16 protein-coding genes and 1 pseudogene are annotated in these 16,853 nt (G+C 41.9%); 14 read left to right on the forward strand and 3 right to left on the reverse strand.

Features of this window, described 5'->3' with window-relative positions:
- Nucleotides 1-13 precede the first annotated feature (13 nt).
- Nucleotides 14-973: a diphthamide biosynthesis enzyme Dph2 gene (dph2, locus tag ARCPR_RS06525; protein WP_012940687.1), complete on the forward strand. Its 960-nt coding sequence runs from the start codon at nucleotides 14-16 to the stop codon at nucleotides 971-973.
- Here the strand turns inward: dph2 and ARCPR_RS06530 are convergent.
- The gene (locus tag ARCPR_RS06530; protein WP_012940688.1) at nucleotides 970-1,458 is read right to left on the reverse strand and encodes a 3-isopropylmalate dehydratase small subunit; all 489 of its coding nucleotides are present in this window, start codon (nucleotides 1,456-1,458) and stop codon (nucleotides 970-972) included. The two genes, dph2 and ARCPR_RS06530, sit on opposite strands and share 4 nt — an antisense overlap.
- A gap of 419 nt (nucleotides 1,459-1,877) precedes the next feature.
- Between ARCPR_RS06530 and speD the strand changes: the two genes are divergently transcribed.
- From speD to sepS, 11 genes and pseudogenes are all read left to right on the forward strand, one after another.
- A complete protein-coding gene (speD, locus tag ARCPR_RS06535; RefSeq protein ID WP_012940689.1) occupies nucleotides 1,878-2,216 on the forward strand; it encodes an adenosylmethionine decarboxylase in 339 nt (112 codons plus the stop codon).
- Between the two features lie 69 nt (nucleotides 2,217-2,285).
- Nucleotides 2,286-2,825 carry a CBS domain-containing protein gene (locus tag ARCPR_RS06540; protein WP_245526127.1) on the forward strand — a complete coding sequence of 180 codons (540 nt, stop codon included), beginning with the start codon at nucleotides 2,286-2,288 and terminating at the stop codon, nucleotides 2,823-2,825.
- Nucleotides 2,822-3,688, forward strand: coding sequence for a CBS domain-containing protein (locus ARCPR_RS06545; RefSeq protein ID WP_012940691.1), 867 nt, complete (start codon nucleotides 2,822-2,824; stop codon nucleotides 3,686-3,688). The genes ARCPR_RS06540 and ARCPR_RS06545 overlap by 4 nt, the downstream gene beginning before the upstream one ends.
- Complete coding sequence (locus tag ARCPR_RS06550; RefSeq protein WP_012940692.1) at nucleotides 3,685-4,833, forward strand: RNA ligase; 1,149 nt, start codon at nucleotides 3,685-3,687, stop codon at nucleotides 4,831-4,833. Before ARCPR_RS06545 ends, ARCPR_RS06550 begins: the two co-directional genes overlap by 4 nt.
- Before the next feature lie 38 nt (nucleotides 4,834-4,871).
- A complete protein-coding gene (locus tag ARCPR_RS06555; RefSeq protein ID WP_012940693.1) occupies nucleotides 4,872-5,759 on the forward strand; it encodes a hypothetical protein in 888 nt (295 codons plus the stop codon).
- Nucleotides 5,760-5,809: 50 nt separating this feature from the next.
- A pseudogene (locus tag ARCPR_RS06560) lies at nucleotides 5,810-6,396 on the forward strand (IS607 family transposase).
- Nucleotides 6,389-6,955 (forward strand): hypothetical protein, encoded by a 567-nt coding sequence (locus ARCPR_RS06565; protein WP_052294195.1) that lies wholly within the window; start codon nucleotides 6,389-6,391, stop codon nucleotides 6,953-6,955. Before ARCPR_RS06560 ends, ARCPR_RS06565 begins: the two are co-directional and overlap by 8 nt.
- Nucleotides 6,956-7,152: 197 nt before the next feature.
- On the forward strand, nucleotides 7,153-7,821 hold the full coding sequence (locus ARCPR_RS06570) for an IS200/IS605 family accessory protein TnpB-related protein (protein WP_222829533.1): 669 nt from the start codon (nucleotides 7,153-7,155) through the stop codon (nucleotides 7,819-7,821).
- A 74-nt stretch (nucleotides 7,822-7,895) separates the two neighbouring features.
- A complete protein-coding gene (gene gatC, locus ARCPR_RS06575; protein WP_012940694.1) occupies nucleotides 7,896-8,180 on the forward strand; it encodes an Asp-tRNA(Asn)/Glu-tRNA(Gln) amidotransferase subunit GatC in 285 nt (94 codons plus the stop codon).
- A 2-nt stretch (nucleotides 8,181-8,182) separates the two neighbouring features.
- Nucleotides 8,183-9,544 (forward strand): Asp-tRNA(Asn)/Glu-tRNA(Gln) amidotransferase subunit GatA, encoded by a 1,362-nt coding sequence (gatA, locus tag ARCPR_RS06580; RefSeq protein ID WP_012940695.1) that lies wholly within the window; start codon nucleotides 8,183-8,185, stop codon nucleotides 9,542-9,544.
- A gap of 5 nt (nucleotides 9,545-9,549) precedes the next feature.
- A complete protein-coding gene (gene sepS / locus ARCPR_RS06585) occupies nucleotides 9,550-11,145 on the forward strand; it encodes an O-phosphoserine--tRNA ligase (RefSeq protein WP_012940696.1) in 1,596 nt (531 codons plus the stop codon).
- Here sepS and ARCPR_RS06590 read toward each other — a convergent pair.
- Entirely contained in the window at nucleotides 11,129-12,508 is a 1,380-nt protein-coding gene (locus tag ARCPR_RS06590) for a single-stranded-DNA-specific exonuclease RecJ (RefSeq protein WP_012940697.1), read from the reverse strand. The two genes, sepS and ARCPR_RS06590, sit on opposite strands and share 17 nt — an antisense overlap.
- 71 nt (nucleotides 12,509-12,579) lie before the next feature.
- On the opposite strand from ARCPR_RS06590, the gene ARCPR_RS06595 reads away from it, so the two are divergent.
- Both ARCPR_RS06595 and ARCPR_RS06600 read left to right on the forward strand, forming a co-directional pair.
- A complete protein-coding gene (locus ARCPR_RS06595) occupies nucleotides 12,580-14,112 on the forward strand; it encodes a type II/IV secretion system ATPase subunit (protein ID WP_012940698.1) in 1,533 nt (510 codons plus the stop codon).
- Nucleotides 14,109-15,995 carry a type II secretion system F family protein gene (locus ARCPR_RS06600; RefSeq protein ID WP_012940699.1) on the forward strand — a complete coding sequence of 629 codons (1,887 nt, stop codon included), beginning with the start codon at nucleotides 14,109-14,111 and terminating at the stop codon, nucleotides 15,993-15,995. Before ARCPR_RS06595 ends, ARCPR_RS06600 begins: the two co-directional genes overlap by 4 nt.
- On the opposite strand, the gene ARCPR_RS06605 is transcribed toward ARCPR_RS06600, so the two are convergent.
- The gene (locus ARCPR_RS06605) at nucleotides 15,948-16,835 is read right to left on the reverse strand and encodes a carbohydrate kinase family protein (protein ID WP_012940700.1); all 888 of its coding nucleotides are present in this window, start codon (nucleotides 16,833-16,835) and stop codon (nucleotides 15,948-15,950) included. The two genes, ARCPR_RS06600 and ARCPR_RS06605, sit on opposite strands and share 48 nt — an antisense overlap.
- Between the last annotated feature and the right edge of the window lie 18 nt (nucleotides 16,836-16,853).

Consider the following 16,853-nt stretch of genomic DNA (forward strand, 5'->3'; position numbering starts at 1 on the left):
AGAACTATTCTTGATGCCAAGAAGAAAGCTTGATTTAGAAAGTGTTCTACCTGAACTTGAGAAAAGAAACGCTAAGAAAATAGGAATCCAGCTTCCAGACGGTCTGAAATATAAAAGCGAACAGATCGCAGAGTTTTTTGAAAGTAAGGGTTACGAGGTTATAATTTCAGGTTCTCACTGTTATGGCGCTTGCGATTTGGATTTAGAGCTACTTAAGGAAGTTGACGTCCTCTTACATTTGGCTCACACACCCATATTTGAGCTTGAAAGAGTGATATACGTCCCATACTATGTAGACTATGATGTCGAGGATTTTGAAGATATAGAGATTGAAGAGAGAAGTATTGCCCTAATCGCTTCAGCCCAGTACGCTTGGAAACTGCCAGAAGTTAAGAGTGTTTTAGAAAAGAGGGGTTACGAGGTTGAGTTGAAAAGGGGAAGCAACAGGGTAAAGATGCTGGGGCAGGTTTTGGGATGCAACTACACCGTTTTAAGAAATTCTAAGGCTGAAGCTGTTTTGTTCGTTGGTGACGGTCTGTTTCATCCAATAGGAGCGAAAATATACACTAAAAAGAAGGTTTACCGCTTCTGTCCGCTCGATAAAGAGTTTGAAGAGGTTAAAGTGGATGACTTTCTGAAGAGAAGGTATCTGAGTATATCGAAGGCTATGGCTGCTGAAAGAGGAGCGATAATAGTTAGTAAGAAAATTGGTCAGAAGAGGTTGAGCTTGGCTCTGGATTTAAAGAGAAAAGCTAAAGAGAGGAGTAAAGAAGTTGAACTCATATATTTGGATGACATATCTCCTCAAGTTCTCGAAAACTTCCTTTACGGGTACTTCGTTAATACTGCCTGTCCCCGCATAAGCTACGATGACATTGAACTCTACAGTGTGCCGATTCTAACTCCACAGGAATTTGAGATGCTACTAGGCTTAAGAAGTTGGGAAGATTATGAAGTTGATGAAATTCTCTAAAGATCTCCATAAGTTTTGACGTACTCGACAAGCCCTCCAGCTTTGAGAATTCTCAGCATGAATTCTGGAAGAGGTTTAGCCTTCAACTCTATGCCCTTGGTAACATCCCTGACTATACCCTTGCTTAAATCAACTTCGAGAATATCTCCAGACTCTATTGGATCTGTATCAACTATCAGGACTGGCAATCCAACATTTATGGCATTTCTGTAAAATATCCTCGCAAAGGACTTTGCTAAGACGGCTGAAACTCCAGCTACTTTCAATGCCAAAGGTGCATGTTCCCTACTACTTCCCATTCCGAAGTTCTTTCCAGCCACTACAAAATCGCCGGGCTTGAACTTTTTCATGAAATCCGGATCGGCATCCTCCATAACGTGTTTAGCCAACTCCTCAATTTTGCTTCTCAAATGAAAGTACCGTCCGGGGGTTATGTGGTCCGTAGAAATGTTATCTCCGAACTTCCAAGCCCTACCTCTGAGCATGGATCAAGCTCTCCAATCATTAAAAAAGGGTTACGATGTTAAAAAAATTGGCTTACATCCCGTATAATCGATTATTATCGATCATGATAAAATGTTTCTGAATTATACGGCCTCCTTTCGCCCAAAGAAGGTAGAAAATTGCCACTTCTTTTTACGCCATTTCAAATATATATGTAATAAATAATCAATAAATTCAGCCTAAATTCAAAAATGAATGATATTTCCCAGATTGGCCAGAAACAATCAGCAATTTTCAATTTTGTCCTAAAATGAACTGTGGTTTCCGATACGTTTCAAAAACGGACTTTGCAAAACTTTTTAATCCCTGCGAAAACTTTAAAAATCAGATATATTCACTTTCATCTTAGCTCTCCGATGTTTAAACAAAAAGGAGGTGGTGAAAATGGGAGGTGATGGAGATGATCATCGGCAGGCACATAATAGCGGAGTTGTACGGTGTATCGAAGGATTTGATATCAAAAGAGGAAAAAGTCCGTGAGATAATGGAGGAAGTAGTTAAGGAGGCTGAGCTAACAAAAGTTGGCAGTGTATACAAGCAGTTTAACCCGCATGGTGTAACTGGAATAATTCTGATAGCGGAAAGCCACATATCAATACATACGTGGCCGGAGTACGAACTCGTAAACCTTGACGTTTTCACATGCGGCGATGCCGAGAAGGCTGAAAAGGCCTTCAAGCTGTTTTTGGAGAAGTTTAAGCCGAAGTGGTACAGACATTTCGTCTTAGATAGGGGCTAACTCTTCTAAATTTAATTGCAACTGTTTTGCAAAAAGGCTTTAAATCAACTCCCCTACTTTCGCTCAGTGATGGTTATGCAGTCCGACATACCAGTGAAGGAAATAATGACCAGAGAAGTTTGCACTGCTAGGAAGGACGATACATTACTCACAGCTTCGAAGAAGATGATAAAGTTCGGAGTAGGTAGCGTAGTCGTAATTGAAGACGGAAGACCGATAGGAATTGTAACTGAGAAGGATATCCTCTACAAAGTCGTTTCCAAGAATAAGCTACCTTCAAAGGTTAAGCTCAAGGACATCATGAGCACACCGCTAATTACGATAAAGCCAACCACCAGTCTCAGAGAGGCTGCGGATATAATGAGAAAGAGAGGAATCAGAAGATTACCAGTTGTAGATGATAACGGCAACCTTATAGGGATTGTGACTGACAACGACATATTGAGTGTAGTAATAGATCTAGGTGAATTTGCAGAGCTCCTCAAAAATGAGTACTATGAAGTTGAGGAAATGAGTGGCAAGTGCGAGAAGTGTGGAAGAATTTCCGATCGTCTCTATGATATAGAAGGTTTAAAGGTTTGTGAAGATTGTTATGAGGTGTTGAGATGAAGCTTGGAAGTGTCATGAATTTGGCAACCAGAGACGTCAAGACTATTCCTCCCCGTTCGACAATAATGAATGCCCTCAAAACGATGGTTAACGCCGGGTTCAGAAGAATGCCAGTTGCAGATGCTGGAACAAAGAAGCTTATGGGTATAGTCTCTGCTACGGACATAATAAATTTCCTCGGTGGTGGAGAAAAGCATAAGATCGTAGAAAACAGGTACGAGGGTAATCTGGCAAAGGCTATAAATGAGAGCATAGACGAGATCATGACTAGAGATGTTGTCTCCGTTAGATACACGGATTCTTGGGAGGATGCAGTTGAACTGATGATAGAGAAAAACGTGGGCGGATGTCCAATAGTTGATAACGATGGCAAAGTCTTCGGGATTGTTACTGAGAGGGACATAGTGAAGTTTCTAGCCAGTCAGAGAAGGCTTGATGGAGTTGTAAGAGATTACATGACTCCTAGAGTTGTAACTGTAACTCCGAACACGACCGTTAGAGAGGCTATGGAGATAATGATATCCAAGAGGATAAGGAGATTGCCAATAGTCAAGGACGGCATACTTTACGGAATTCTTGTATCAACAGATTTCCTTAGGTACTTCGCCAAAGATGCCTTCAAGATGCTCGAAACTGGAAATATAAAGGATGTGCTGAACAAGAGCATACATGAGATTGCCTCAAATTCAAACGTACTCAAGTATCGAGAACCCCTCGTTTTCGAAAGCAGGGACAAAATATCAGATGTTGTAAGAAGTATGGTTGAGAAGGGTGTTGGATGCGCTTTGATAGTTGAGAACGGCAAGTTGGAAGGAATAATAACTGAGAGAGACTTGATGAAATTCCTATACTCTAACATATGAAGGATATTGCTAGTGCCATTGGCGTTTCCGCTCCAGCTTTAAGGGAGCTCTTCAGAAGGGACATCTTGAGAAAAGCTTTCATAAGTCATCCCTTTTTTTCAGACGTTTTGGAGGCTTACAAGCTCGACAGAAAGTTTGGTGGTTTTGAAGAGGGAACGTTGATAGCTAAGACAGTTGAAGGTGTTGAGATCGTAAGGGGGTTTCCCAAGATAAAGAGGGCCTTAACGCTGTATCCAACCATTAAAAAGCACTTCAAAGGCGATGTTGCGATAGAGGAGAAGATGAACGGGTACAACGTAAGGATTGTCAAATTCGGAGAGAAACTTTATGCAATAACCAGAGGAGGCTTCATATGCCCCTACACTACCGAGAAAGTTAGGTTAATTTTTGATAAGTCCTTTTTTAAAGATCATCCGAATTTGATGCTCTGCTGTGAAGCTGTGGGGGAGGAATCACCGTACGTTCCAAGCTCAATTTACGGCGAAAGACTTGACTTTTACGTTTTCGATATAAGAGATAAGAGTACGAACGAAGCCCTATCCATCAAAGAGAAGGAGAGGATTTGCGAGAATTACGGCTTTAATATGGCGACAATATTTGACGTTGTTAGTTCAAAGATCGCTCACGAAGTCGTTAGGGATGTAATAGAGAAGATAGGGAAGGAGGGTAGGGAGGGAGTAGTTATAAAGGACGTTGAGATGAAGGAACCTCCTATAAAGTATACTACGAGTCAAGCCAACTGTTCCGATCTCAGCTACGGCTTTAGATACTTTGGTGAGTACGGTAAGGATTTTCTGTTTTCGAGGTTGATAAGGGAGGGTTTTCAGAGTTGGGAGTTCTGCGAGAGTGAAGAGAATATGTACGAAAGGGCTTTGAGAATAGGAAAAGCAATTCTCTTTTCCATGGTTGAAAGTATAAGGAATGTTAAAGATAGAGGAAAAGTGTACGAGAATATGAGGTTGAGATTTTACGATCTCGAAGTTTTCGAGCTCTTTAAGGAGCACGTGAGAAGGATGGGTGTATCTGCAAAGTTTTCAGATCCAATTCAAGATGAAGACGGTAGCTACGTCGTTCACTATTATAAGTACATGAAGTCCACTACGGACATCGTTAAACATATATTGGAAGGTAACCTCTGGTCGTAATCACAAAAACAGTTAATTGCCTCTCGAAAACTGTTGTCATGTTGGTGCTGTTTACCTCGCACAGAGTCGAGATGCTTAAGCATTTTGAAGAGATTGCAAAAGATTACGACACCATAGTTATAGAAGAGCCGAAAGATTCGCTTTTCGAAAGAATGCTCAAAGGAGACATAACGATAGATTACTACGTCGAAAACCTGAACACTTCTTTTCCCCTCTATTCAACTTACCAGTGTGAAGTTTTGAGAAGGCTGTATTCGATGGGGAAGAAGATATACCAAGTTGAACCCTATCTCGAAATGCTTGAGAGATTTCACAGGGCTATCGAATCGAAGCAACCCCTTCCTTCCGATGAGTTAGCGATGAAGGTTAGAGTTGTTGAGAAAAAGGTCGGTGAAGCTTGGATAGACTATCAGGAAGCTTTCATGAGAAGAGATTTTGATGCTCTTGTAGATTCCGCTGTTAGATTCACCAAAGCTGATGCTGAAAGATTTATCGTTAGAGATGAAATGAGGGCCGAAGAGATTGCGAAGATAGGTGATTGTCTTGTTGAAGCTGGTCAAATTCACATTCTTTTGCCTGAAATTTTAAAAGAAAAGGGTTTCAACGTTGATGTTGTTGATCTACCGAGAGAGGTTGCTAACAAGCTTGGAATCGAGTTTTACTTGAATCCTGGAAACGAGTTGACGATCAAGTACATGCTCGGTGAAGATGTTAGCGATGATGAAGCTAAGCTGATGTGTGCACAAAGCATCATCTACGTTTCGCTCATTCCAAAGGATGAGCTTTTGCCGAGCGATGAAGACCCCTATCCGCACCTAAAGAGAGAGTGCAGGATTGCGAAGAAGGTTAGAAAGCTGAGTTACGATGAGTGTAAGGAGTTGTTCCACAGGATTTGGGGGCAGAAACTTTTTAATAGCGAAGTATAGCGTATGAGTAAGAGACTGTTACGCCTAGGGAAGCTTGTAGGAGACTTGGGATTTACTTTGTTACTTTGAAGCGGTGGATTTATACCGGTAAGATTAGAGCGGTTAAAACTCCTACTGGTAGGTGGATGATTCCAGAGAGCGAAGTAGAGAGAATAATTAGCGGAAAAGAAGAAGTCAAAGAGGTGAGAGAGATAATTTATGCTCGTGTAAGTTCCTTGGACCAGAAATCGGACTTGGAAAGGCAGATATAGTACCTTACTGAGTATTATATGGGAGAAAGAATATAGGGTCGTAGTCTAAGAGATATAGCCAGTGGTTTGAAAACTAATCGTAAAGGTTTATTGAACCTCTTTAACTACGTGGTGAACAGGGAGGTAGACGTAATTGTCGTTACCTATATGGATAGTTACTAGATTCGGTTTCGAGTATCTCGAATATTTCTTCAAACAATTTGGTGTAAAGATAGAGGTTGCCCTATGGCGAAGAGCCTAAAGATGCTTATCAAGAATTAGTTGAAGACTTGATAGCCATAGTTACTAGTTTCGCTGGCAAGCTATACGGTATGAGAAGTCACAAGAAAAAGAAGTTCGTTCAAGACTTTGAGAAGCTTTTAAAGGAGGTTGAAGAGAGTGGTTAAACTTACGAGGACAGTAGTCGTTCCGAGTATCGTACTAACAAAGAGAAAGTGGGAAATTCTTAAAGAGTTGGAGAGCGTTTACGGAGAGTTAGTTAAAGAGTTAGTCACCTACGGTTTCGAGAACGACGTGAAGTCGTTTACTGGATTGAAAAAGTGCAAGTATCACGAGTTGAGGAGGAAACATCCGCAATTGCCCAGTCATTACGTACACGTTGCCTGTCAAGACGCTTCGACGAGGATAAGGAGTTTCCTAAAACTTAAGAAGAAAAAGCTGGCGAAATCGGACAAGCCGTTGGTTAGTAAGACCTCTATTTGGTTGGACGACCACTTGTGGAAACCGTTAGGTTACACGACGATTAAAGTAGCTACGCATAAGGGATGGATTACTATCGAACTCCAGCCACACAAACTGTATTGGAAGTACGTAAATGGTGGATGGAAGCTGAGAACACAGCCCAAGTTAAAGTTAGATCGTAAGCAGAGGAGGATATACGTGTATTTCACTTTTGAGAAAGAGATTGAGGCTAACGGGGGTAACCTGACCTCCTCTTCCCGCTAAAGCGGGAAGGTTCCCCATAGGGGAACCGGCTCTTGCCCCGTCTCACGACGGAGTCATAGCCTTCGGTTTGTGTCATTGGGCCGGGTCAGAGCGACCCTCTGGGGGAGAAATAAGAGAGGAGGGAATAAAAATGTTTCGGGAGAAGGCGGGCTTTCCTCTTCGCTTTGAAAAAGCGAAGCTTCCAGCCCGCAAGGAGTGTGATTTCGGTTGACGTTAACGAGGGCAACGTTACGGTTAAGGTACTGAATATGGTTTATCTTCTTCAAACAGATATTAAGAGGTTAACTCTTGGATACTCTGGCTATCGAGAGGTAATGCAAAGTATTAAGGGTAATAGGCATGTCAAGAGGGTTATTCACAGTAGAGAGCGCAATAGGAAGAGGGATAGAAGATACAAAATTGCTAACGTTATCGCAAACACGGCTAAACAGTTAAATGCGGTTGTTGTCCTTGAAAACTTACCTAAACGATGCCCTAAGAACATGATAAGTAACGTAAACGACAAAAAATTGAGGCATAGGATTTATCAAGCTGGTTTTAGAAGTTTGATTAAGGTTATCGAGGAGAAATGTTTAGAGAGGGGTGTGAGCGTAGTTAAGGTTGATCCGAGAGGGACGTCATCTACGTGTCCGTTTTGTAATTCTAAGCTGATGAGGGGCGATGCCCCGAGGCAGTTAAAGTGTCCCAAATGCAACGTTGAGATGGGTAGAGATGTGGTAGCGGTTTTCAACTTGGAAAAGAGGGGTTTAACTTTGAAGGGGCACGTGCCGTTTGTCCCGATGCCCGATGAATCCACTCCAGAGGTAGCCGTGCTACCGATGAAGGTGTGGATGAGGAGAAAGTTCCTACCGTCTCATTTTATTTAAGACTATATCAAATTGTGTCGACGGTGGGGACAAACGGGCAGAAACGTTTTATGTAGACATTGGGAGGGTCTGACATGATAACCGAGGAGGAGGTTCTTCACGTTGCAAATCTTGCCAAGATCGAATTGAAACCTGAGGACGTGAAAAAGTTTAAAGAAGAGTTTTCAAAGATTTTGGAATACTTCAGCATACTCGACGAAGTTGGTGAGGATGTTGAACCGACTTATCACGTCCTACCGCTCAAAAACGTTTTTAGAGAAGACGTTCCAAAGGAACCTCTACCGAGAGAACTCGTTTTGATGAATGCAAAGCATGTGGAGGATGGATACTTCAAAGGGCCGAAGATAATGGAGGATTGATTATGAAAGTGAGGGAGTGGAGGGAAAGGCTCGAGAGTGAGAGATGCTACGATCTCATTGCGGAACTCTTTGAGAGGATTGAGAGGAGTAAGCTCAACGCATTCATAACTTTAAACAAGGAGGAGGCCTTAAAAAAAGCTGAGGAGTTCGATAAAGGAAAGTTGAAGGGTAAGTTGGCCGGAATACCAGTTGCTGTTAAGGACAACATAAGCACTAAGGGGTTGAGAACTACTTGCGCATCAAAGATGCTTGCAAACTACGTTCCTCCATTCGATGCCCATGTAGTGGAGAGGCTTAAGCAGGAGGGAGCTATAATAATCGGAAAGACGAACATGGACGAATTCGCAATGGGTACTACCACGGAAACATCATACTTCGGTGTAGTCAGAAATCCATACGACTTGGAGAGAGTGGCTGGGGGAAGTAGTGGAGGAAGTGGAGCTTGCTTGCATAATGAAAGTGTTTTAGCCTTGGGAAGTGATACGGGTGGAAGTATAAGGTGTCCAGCTTCCTTCTGCGGAGTTTACGGTTTAAAGCCGACCTATGGATTGGTCTCACGTTACGGCTTGATTCCCTATGCCAATTCCTTAGAGCAAATCGGACCTATGGCAAACTGCGTTGAGGATTTGGCTCTACTTTTGGAGGTTATAGCTGGTAAGGATGAAAGAGACTCAACGAATGCTGGTGTAGATTTCAAATTCGAGCCTGAAGATAAAAGATACAGGGTTGGAATCATTAAGGAGATGAGTGCAAATGATGATGTAATGAAGGTTTTTGAGGAGGTCGTCGACATAGTTAGAGAGAGGCATGAAGTTGTTGAAGTTTCTCTAAGCTCTCTAAAATACGCTCTACCCGCTTACTACATCATAGCAATGAGCGAGGCCTCATCGAATCTCGCAAGATACGATGGAGTCAGATACGGCTACGCCTTGGAAAAGCTCGACACTTGGACGAGATACTTTGCTAAGGTTAGGGCTGAGGGATTTGGAGAGGAAGTTAAGAGGAGGATAATGCTCGGAACTTACGCTCTATCAGCTGGATATTACGGTAGATACTACCTCAAGGCTTTGAGAGTTAGGACTTTGGTGAGGAACGACTTTCAGAGAGCTTTCAAGCATTGCGACCTTCTAATAGCTCCAACGATGCCAACTCCAGCTTTCAAGATAGGAGAGATTCAAGACCCTCTAACGATGTATAAGATGGATGTAAACACAGTTCCAGCCAACTTAGCCGGAATTCCTGCATTGTCTATGCCGATGGGTTTCGTAAAAGGCTTGCCAGTTGGTTTACAGGTTATGGGCAACTACTTCGAAGAGAACAAAATCCTTAGCTTTGCATTGGAGCTTGAAAAAGCGTTGGAGTGATATTTATGAAGTTCGATTCAAGGGAGTGGTTGGAGCTTGTTGAAAAGGATTTTGAGTCAGCTTGGCTTAGGAGTGGAGATATTCTGACAGAGAGAAGTTTAAACGAAAGATACCCCCTTTATCAATACGATTACGGACAGGAGCATCCAGTTTTTAAGACCATTCAAGAGTTGAGGAAGGCTTACCTATCCTTAGGATTCAAGGAGGTCATAAATCCGATAATTGTCGAGGATATTCACGTGAAGAAGCAGTTCGGAAAGGAGGCTTTGGCAGTTTTGGATCGATGCTTTTACTTGGCTACACTTCCAAAACCTAACGTCGGCATCTCAGCTGAGAAAGTAAGAGATATAGAGAAAATACTGGGGAGAAAGCTTGAGAAAGATGAGATAGAAGAACTCAGGATGGTATTTCACAGCTACAAGAAGGGTAAGATTGATGGGGACGATCTTTCTTTTGAGATAGCAAAGGCTTTGAAAATCGACGATGCTAAAGCTGTTAAAATCATAGAACTCTTTCCAGAATTTAAGGAATTGAAGCCGATTCCAACGAGTTTAACGCTCAGAAGTCACATGACGACTGGGTGGTTCATAACCTTAAGCAATGTAGCGGACAAAATGCCTCTACCGATAAAATTATTCAGCATAGACCGTTGCTTCAGAAGGGAGCAGGGGGAGAGTGCGGTAAGACTATACAGCTACTTCTCAGCGAGTTGCGTCTTGGTCGATGAGGATGTGAGCGTTGAGGATGGAAAGGCTATAGCTACAGCTTTGCTGAGACACTTCGGCTTCGAGAAGTTTAAGTTTAGGCTTGATGAGAAGAGGAGTAAGTACTACATTCCCGGGACTCAAACCGAAGTTTTTGCATTCCACCCCAAGCTTGTAGGTAGTAACACTAAATACAAAGACGGCTGGGTTGAGATAGCTACATTCGGAATATACTCCCCAACAGCCCTTTGCCACTACGGTATCGATTATCCCGTCCTAAATCTTGGTTTAGGTGTTGAAAGGTTGGCTATGATTCTCTACGGCTATACGGACGTTAGAAAGATGGTTTACATGCAGGATGTAGTGTTGAGTGACTTGGACATAGCCAAAGCGATAAGGATAAAAGAAGTTCCTCAGACATCAGTTGGCTTTAAGGTTGCAAATGCCGTAATAAGGACAGCTGAGAAACATGCAAATGAGAAAAGTCCATGCGAGTTCTTAGCCTTTGAAGGCGAGCTTTACGGCAAGGATTTCAGAGTTTACGTTTTTGAAGTTGAGGAAAATACCAAGCTCTGTGGTCCAGCCTATGCGAACGAGATAGTTGTCTACAAGAACAGCGTTTACGGAATTCCAAGGAATGAAAAATTCAAAGAGTACTTCGAGAACGGAATTCCTACCGGGATTAGATACATAGACAGCTTCGCATACTACATCGGTAAAAAGGTTGAGGAGATGGTTGCAAGAGGAGAAGGTGGAGTCTTGAGGGTGAGGGTTGTTGAGAGCCCAAGTGATGTGAACGTAACAATTCAAGAGAATGTAATAAGATACATAGCTTCGAAAGGTGGTAAGATAGACATCAGAGGACCAATGTTCGTGAACGTTAAGGTTGAGCTTTGATCTGTCCTTCTACAACCCTGTTGAACTCTTCCAAGAATTCCCACTCCTTCCCCTTCGGTATTATAGCTCCAGCCGCTATCTTGTGACCCCCTCCATGCCCTCCCACCTTTCTGCAAGCGATTTCGATAGCTTTAGCCAAATTCAAGCCTTTTTCAACGAGTCTTTGTGTTGCCCTTGCAGAAACCTTAACTCCTTCATCGCAGTTTGCGAAGGCAACTATAGGCTTATCCAAATTTGCCTTACAATAGCACATGCCAGCCACTATTCCTACAATCGTATCCAGTATATCATCCCTTGCATGGAAGAACTGAACGCTCTTAAACTCCCTCAACCTATCGAGAGCAATCTTTATTCCTTCAGATAGGTTTTTGCGGTGTTGTTGCAACAGCTTCCGAGCCTTCTTGAATGCCCATTCATCACATCCGTTCAAAATTCCCAAGCAAACCCTCAAACCTATGTCAGCTTTGCTATACCTTGCAGTTGCATTCAGAAGCGTTGAAAACTCCATAGCATCTCTGAGCTCAGTTCCCTCAACCTGTTTGGTCAGTATGTAGCACTCCCCGACTATCCTCTTTATGTAGCTCAAAGGGTACCCATGCTTCATGCATATCCTCACAAGCTCGGAAACAACCGCTCTTTTCTCGCCCCTACTCAAATCTATCCATCTCCTCCAATCCTCATCTTTTAAGGGGATTCCCAGCCTTCTCAAAAGTTCTATAGACCCCCTCTCACTCCCGCTAACGCCCGGTATATAGGGATCAAAGTTGTACTCAAGCATCTTAAAAACAGGTCTCGTCTGCTTGCCGAAAAACCTCAGATCTTTTTCAACTTTCAAAAATCCGTGCTTAACTCCCTCTTCAATCAGAAATTTGTTCAATCCAACGAGCTTGCAGTTCTTAGAGTCCTGCAGATCTCCTATAGCTCCAACGATCGCCAATTGAATTAAATCTACGTGGTTCATAGGATTTAAAAACTTCGCAACCAGATAAGTCGCTCCAGAACCGCTCAAATCGTAACTCCCATCGTATCCGAAATCGTGTGGGTTTAGCTGGTATCTGTAGTAACCTTCAGGAATGTGATGATCAGTTATAACGCAATCGAGCTTAAATCTCACTATGTCTTTTATACAACCGCTACCCAAATCCGTAAACCAGACGAACTCGTTTGAAAGTTCTTCAATTTTCTTAGAATCTAAGTTCTTGACAAACTTAATCTCACAATCAATTCCCGCCCTCCTAAGACTTTCAAAAGCTATCGCACCCGACGTAATTCCATCTGCATCTATATGAGTAACGATTTTAACGTATTCCCTCTTTTTTATCTTGTCAGCTAGTTCTCTAGCCCTCTTCAAAATCTCTTTCATCGAAAAAAGACTTTGCAATATCTAAAAAGGGTTTCGAAAGACTTTTGACTTTTAGAGGGGAATAGCCCCAAATGATACCAATCTACTATCGAAAGCTCTTGGAGATTTACGAAACGTTGAAGGTGCCGTTAGTTGACTCGTCGGTTCCTGAGGGCTATGAAGTTGTCGAGGAGTACTGGCTTGTACCCAACTTCACGCTAATTCAGATAAGAAGAAATGTCGATACTCTTGAAAAAGTGTACTGGATTATAGAGCCTCAGGTAACTAGAAACGAGCTCGAACTCTTGAGCATACTATTTGACGACCTAAGAAGGAAGGTAGTTCTTAAGGAGATTTTGCTGAGCGAGGAAGAAAAGATTAGAGTCGTTTTGTCTGCTTTAAAGGAGATATTAGATGACTACGGCCTTAAGCTGAAATCGGATTTAACCCTTAAAATTCTTTACTACTTAATGAGAGATTTCTTCGGATACGGAGCTATAGATCCCTTTTTGATCGATCCAAATTTGGAAGACGTATCTTGCGACGGATATAACATACCGACCTACGTCTTCCATAGGAAGCACGGTAGCATGAAAACCAACGTATCCTTTACGCAGGAAGAGCTTGATAACCTCGTCCTACTCCTAGGTCAAAAAGCTGGGAAGCATATATCCTACGCAAATCCATTGGTTGATGCAACACTTCCAGACGGTTCGAGAATTCAGATAACGTATGGAACCGATGTATCTACAAGGGGTTCGTCTTTTACCATAAGAAAGTTTAGAGTTGAGCCTTTCACACCAATCGATCTCATAGCGTACGGAACGTTTAACGCTGGTCTCTTGGCTTATTACTGGCTACTCATAGAGAACAAGATGAACGTAATGGTGATAGGTGAAACAGCTGCTGGGAAAACTACAACACTTAACGCTTTACTCATGTTCATACCTCCCGAGGCAAAGGTTATCTCGATAGAGGACACGAGAGAAATTCAACTCTTTCACGAAAACTGGATTGCTGAGGTTACAAGAACAGGAGTTGAGGGACAGGAGATTGATATGTACGATTTGCTCAGAGCAGCTTTAAGACAGAGGCCGGATTACATAGTTGTAGGAGAAGTTAGAGGCAGGGAGGCTATGACGTTATTTCAAGCAATGTCCACTGGACACGCTGGTTACGCAACGTTTCACGCTGGAGATGTAAATCAACTAATATACAGGCTTGAAAATCCTCCTTTGAACGTGCCTAGAGTGATGATACAGTTCTTAGACTCCATAATCGTACAGTTCATGTGGACATTCAGAGGTGTTAGAAAGAGAAGGGTCAAGGAGATAGTTGAGGTTGTAGGGTTAGAACCCGAAAGCAAAGAGCTCTTGATAAGCAGAGTCTTTAAATGGGATCCAGCAAGCGACAGCTACATTCAGCTTGCAGATTCGAAAAAGCTTGAAAAGATAGCAGTAATGCAGGGCATTGAGGTCATTGATGTCTTTGAAGAACTGAAGAGGAGAAAGGAGTTTTTAGAGATGTTATATCAGAAAGGGATACGAGATTACAAGGAAGTGACTAAGCACATCCACATGTATTACAGAAATCCTGAAAAGGCTTTTGAGGTGTTGAAAGAATGAGAGAAACTGTTAAAGTTTACGTTCCAAAGTTTTTCATAAGGAGATGTACTAGAAGAGTTTTGAAAAATAGGGAAAAGTACAGAGATCTTGAGAAAGCGCTAGTTTCCGCCAGGTTACCTTTAAACGTTCAGGAGTTACTAGCGATCGCGAGTTTCTACTCTATAATCTCTTTTTTTATCGGGTTAATGTTGGGTATGATTATCGTTCTTACTACTTCACCTACACTTCTCCTATACATCGCAAGCTACACACCGTTCTACAACTACGTTTCGGAAAATTACTATCTCATAAGGAAGGTCTATCCAGCTATTGCAATCATTTTTGGGTTAATAGCGTACAAGCTTACTAGTTATTCAATTCTATCGTATCCCTTCTTTCTTGCAAAGAGGAGGAGAAATGAAATAGAACTCTACTTGCCGCACGCCATAAGCATGATGTACAGCATGGCTACGGGAGGAATTCCAATTCACAACATGATCAGAACTGTGGCAGAATCAAAGCACATCTTCGGTGAGTTGAGCAGAGAGTTCATGATAATAGTTGAAATGGTTGATGTCTTTAAGAGGAACATTTACGATGGAATGAGGTTCGTTAGAGATACAACCCCCTCCCCTCAGCTTTCATCATTTCTGGACAACATGATATTCATTCTTGAAGGAGGAGGTAGGCTTTCAGAATTTTTGAGAAGAAAATCTGAGGAGCTTTCTGAAGAGAGAGAAAGAACTTTCGAATCCTTCATAGAGTTACTGGGTATGATGGCAGAAGTTTACATAGCACTGTTCGTAGTCCTCCCTCTATTCCTGCTCATAGTTTTGTCCGTTACTAGAATATTGGGAACTCCATTCGAAATTTACAGGATCATCCTAATTGTTACGCTCCCCGTTGCCACTTTTATGTTCATGTATATCATAAGATCGATAATTCCACTACCGAAAGTTAAGCTTGAAGAATTCGAAAGAAGGTACGAACTCGTTAAAGCTAATGTAGTCGAGGGATTCAGAGATTCTTTCACAATCGATAGAATTAAGAGGTTTAAAAAGAAAATCCTAAGACTGTTGTTACATCCGTTCAAGGAAAGAATCTACGATATTAATCTGAAGGTTGTTCTGTTTCACGTAACACTTGCATCAATCGTCGTCTTTCTTATATCCTTAAGATACCTCAGGCTTGAACACACACTACTTTTAGCTATTTCAGCATTCGTAATTCCTCTGATAATCTTAGTTGAAATAAAGGAGAGAGTCATGAGAAAAACCGAAGAAAGAATTCCAGATGTTTTTTCCGAACTTGCAATGCTAAATGAGGCTGGTTTAACAGTACTTGAAGGTTTAAGAGTTTTGTCTCAAACCGAAATGGGGTTACTCACGAGGGAAATCGCCGTTATGAGAAGGGAAATAGAGTGGGGTGTTTTGATTCCAAGAGCCTTTATAAGATTGGGAATCAGAGTAAAGAGCGATATACTATCCAAAATAGTACCTGTCGTTGTAAAAGCTTTGGAAACAGCACCGACTATTAAAGATGCCTTTAACGTGGTTGCGAGATATGCGGATACAGAAGTGGCGTTTAAAAAGAGAATGCGAAGCAGTACATTACTCTACGTGATCATAATATACATGTGCATAGTGGTATTCTTGACGACAACATACATGATAATAACCAGCTTCTTCAAACCTTTTGTAGGACTTTCTGGAGTGAGTGTTGGAGGGTACGCTTTATCTTTTGACGTTGAATATATAAAGAACTCATTCTTACAAGTTGCTATGATGGTTGGTGTACTGTCCGGTCTTGTCGCTGGTCAAATAGGAGAGGGGAACGCACTCCTAGGGTTAAAGCACTCATACATCTTTACAATTATGACCTATATGGTCTTCAACCTCATGTAACGGTGGAAAGTTTCTTGCACCATAACGCTGGATGTTGTAGCTTGCAACGAGGTTCCCAATCTTTAAGCATGTGTTCAAATCGTAGCCCTTAATATAGCAGTAGAAAAAGCCAACTGCAAAGGCATCACCCGCACCAGTCGTATCTACAACCTTGACATCGTAAGCGGGATAATAGTAAACTCCATCTTGCGCTATTGCCTTCGCTCCTTCTTTCCCCATTGTAATCACGAAGATATCGACAAACTTGAGAATATCTTCTTCATCTACACCTAGAAGATCAAACTCCGCTTTGGATGTTATAGCTATATCGATGTATTTGAGAATTCCTTTCAGCTTCTCAAAACCCATGATCACATAGGGATAGCTCATGCTAAGAATTACAGTTTTTCCGAATTCCTTAGCCCTTTTAGCAATATCCGTGTGTACATCGAGACTTTTTTCAGATGGAAAGGGATCTAGATAGAAATAGTCATTCATCTTAAAGTCTTCATCATCCATTTCAAGCTTTAAGACTCCAGAAGCGTTCGGATGAACAAAGAATGTTCTCTCTCCATCTCTATCAACGTAAACGTTAACCTTTCCCGTTTTCTCATGGGTAACTGACAACTTGAGATAAACTCCTTTCATACTGTCTTTAAACAGTTCAGCATCCTCATCCTTTCCAATAGTGGAGTAAAATGAGCATTTGACACCGTATCTTGATAATCCATAAATTACGTTCGCTCCAGCCCCTCCAGCTGATTTAACTGTACTTTTGACGACAGCATGCCCCCCTCTTGGCGGATACTGGTCTATTGTGTGAATGTAATCTATTAAAGCTGGGCCTACTCCTGCAAACATAAAAAATAGAAGGAGAAT

This window comes from Archaeoglobus profundus DSM 5631 (assembly GCF_000025285.1).
Taxonomy (GTDB): Archaea; Halobacteriota; Archaeoglobi; order Archaeoglobales; family Archaeoglobaceae; genus Archaeoglobus_B; species Archaeoglobus_B profundus.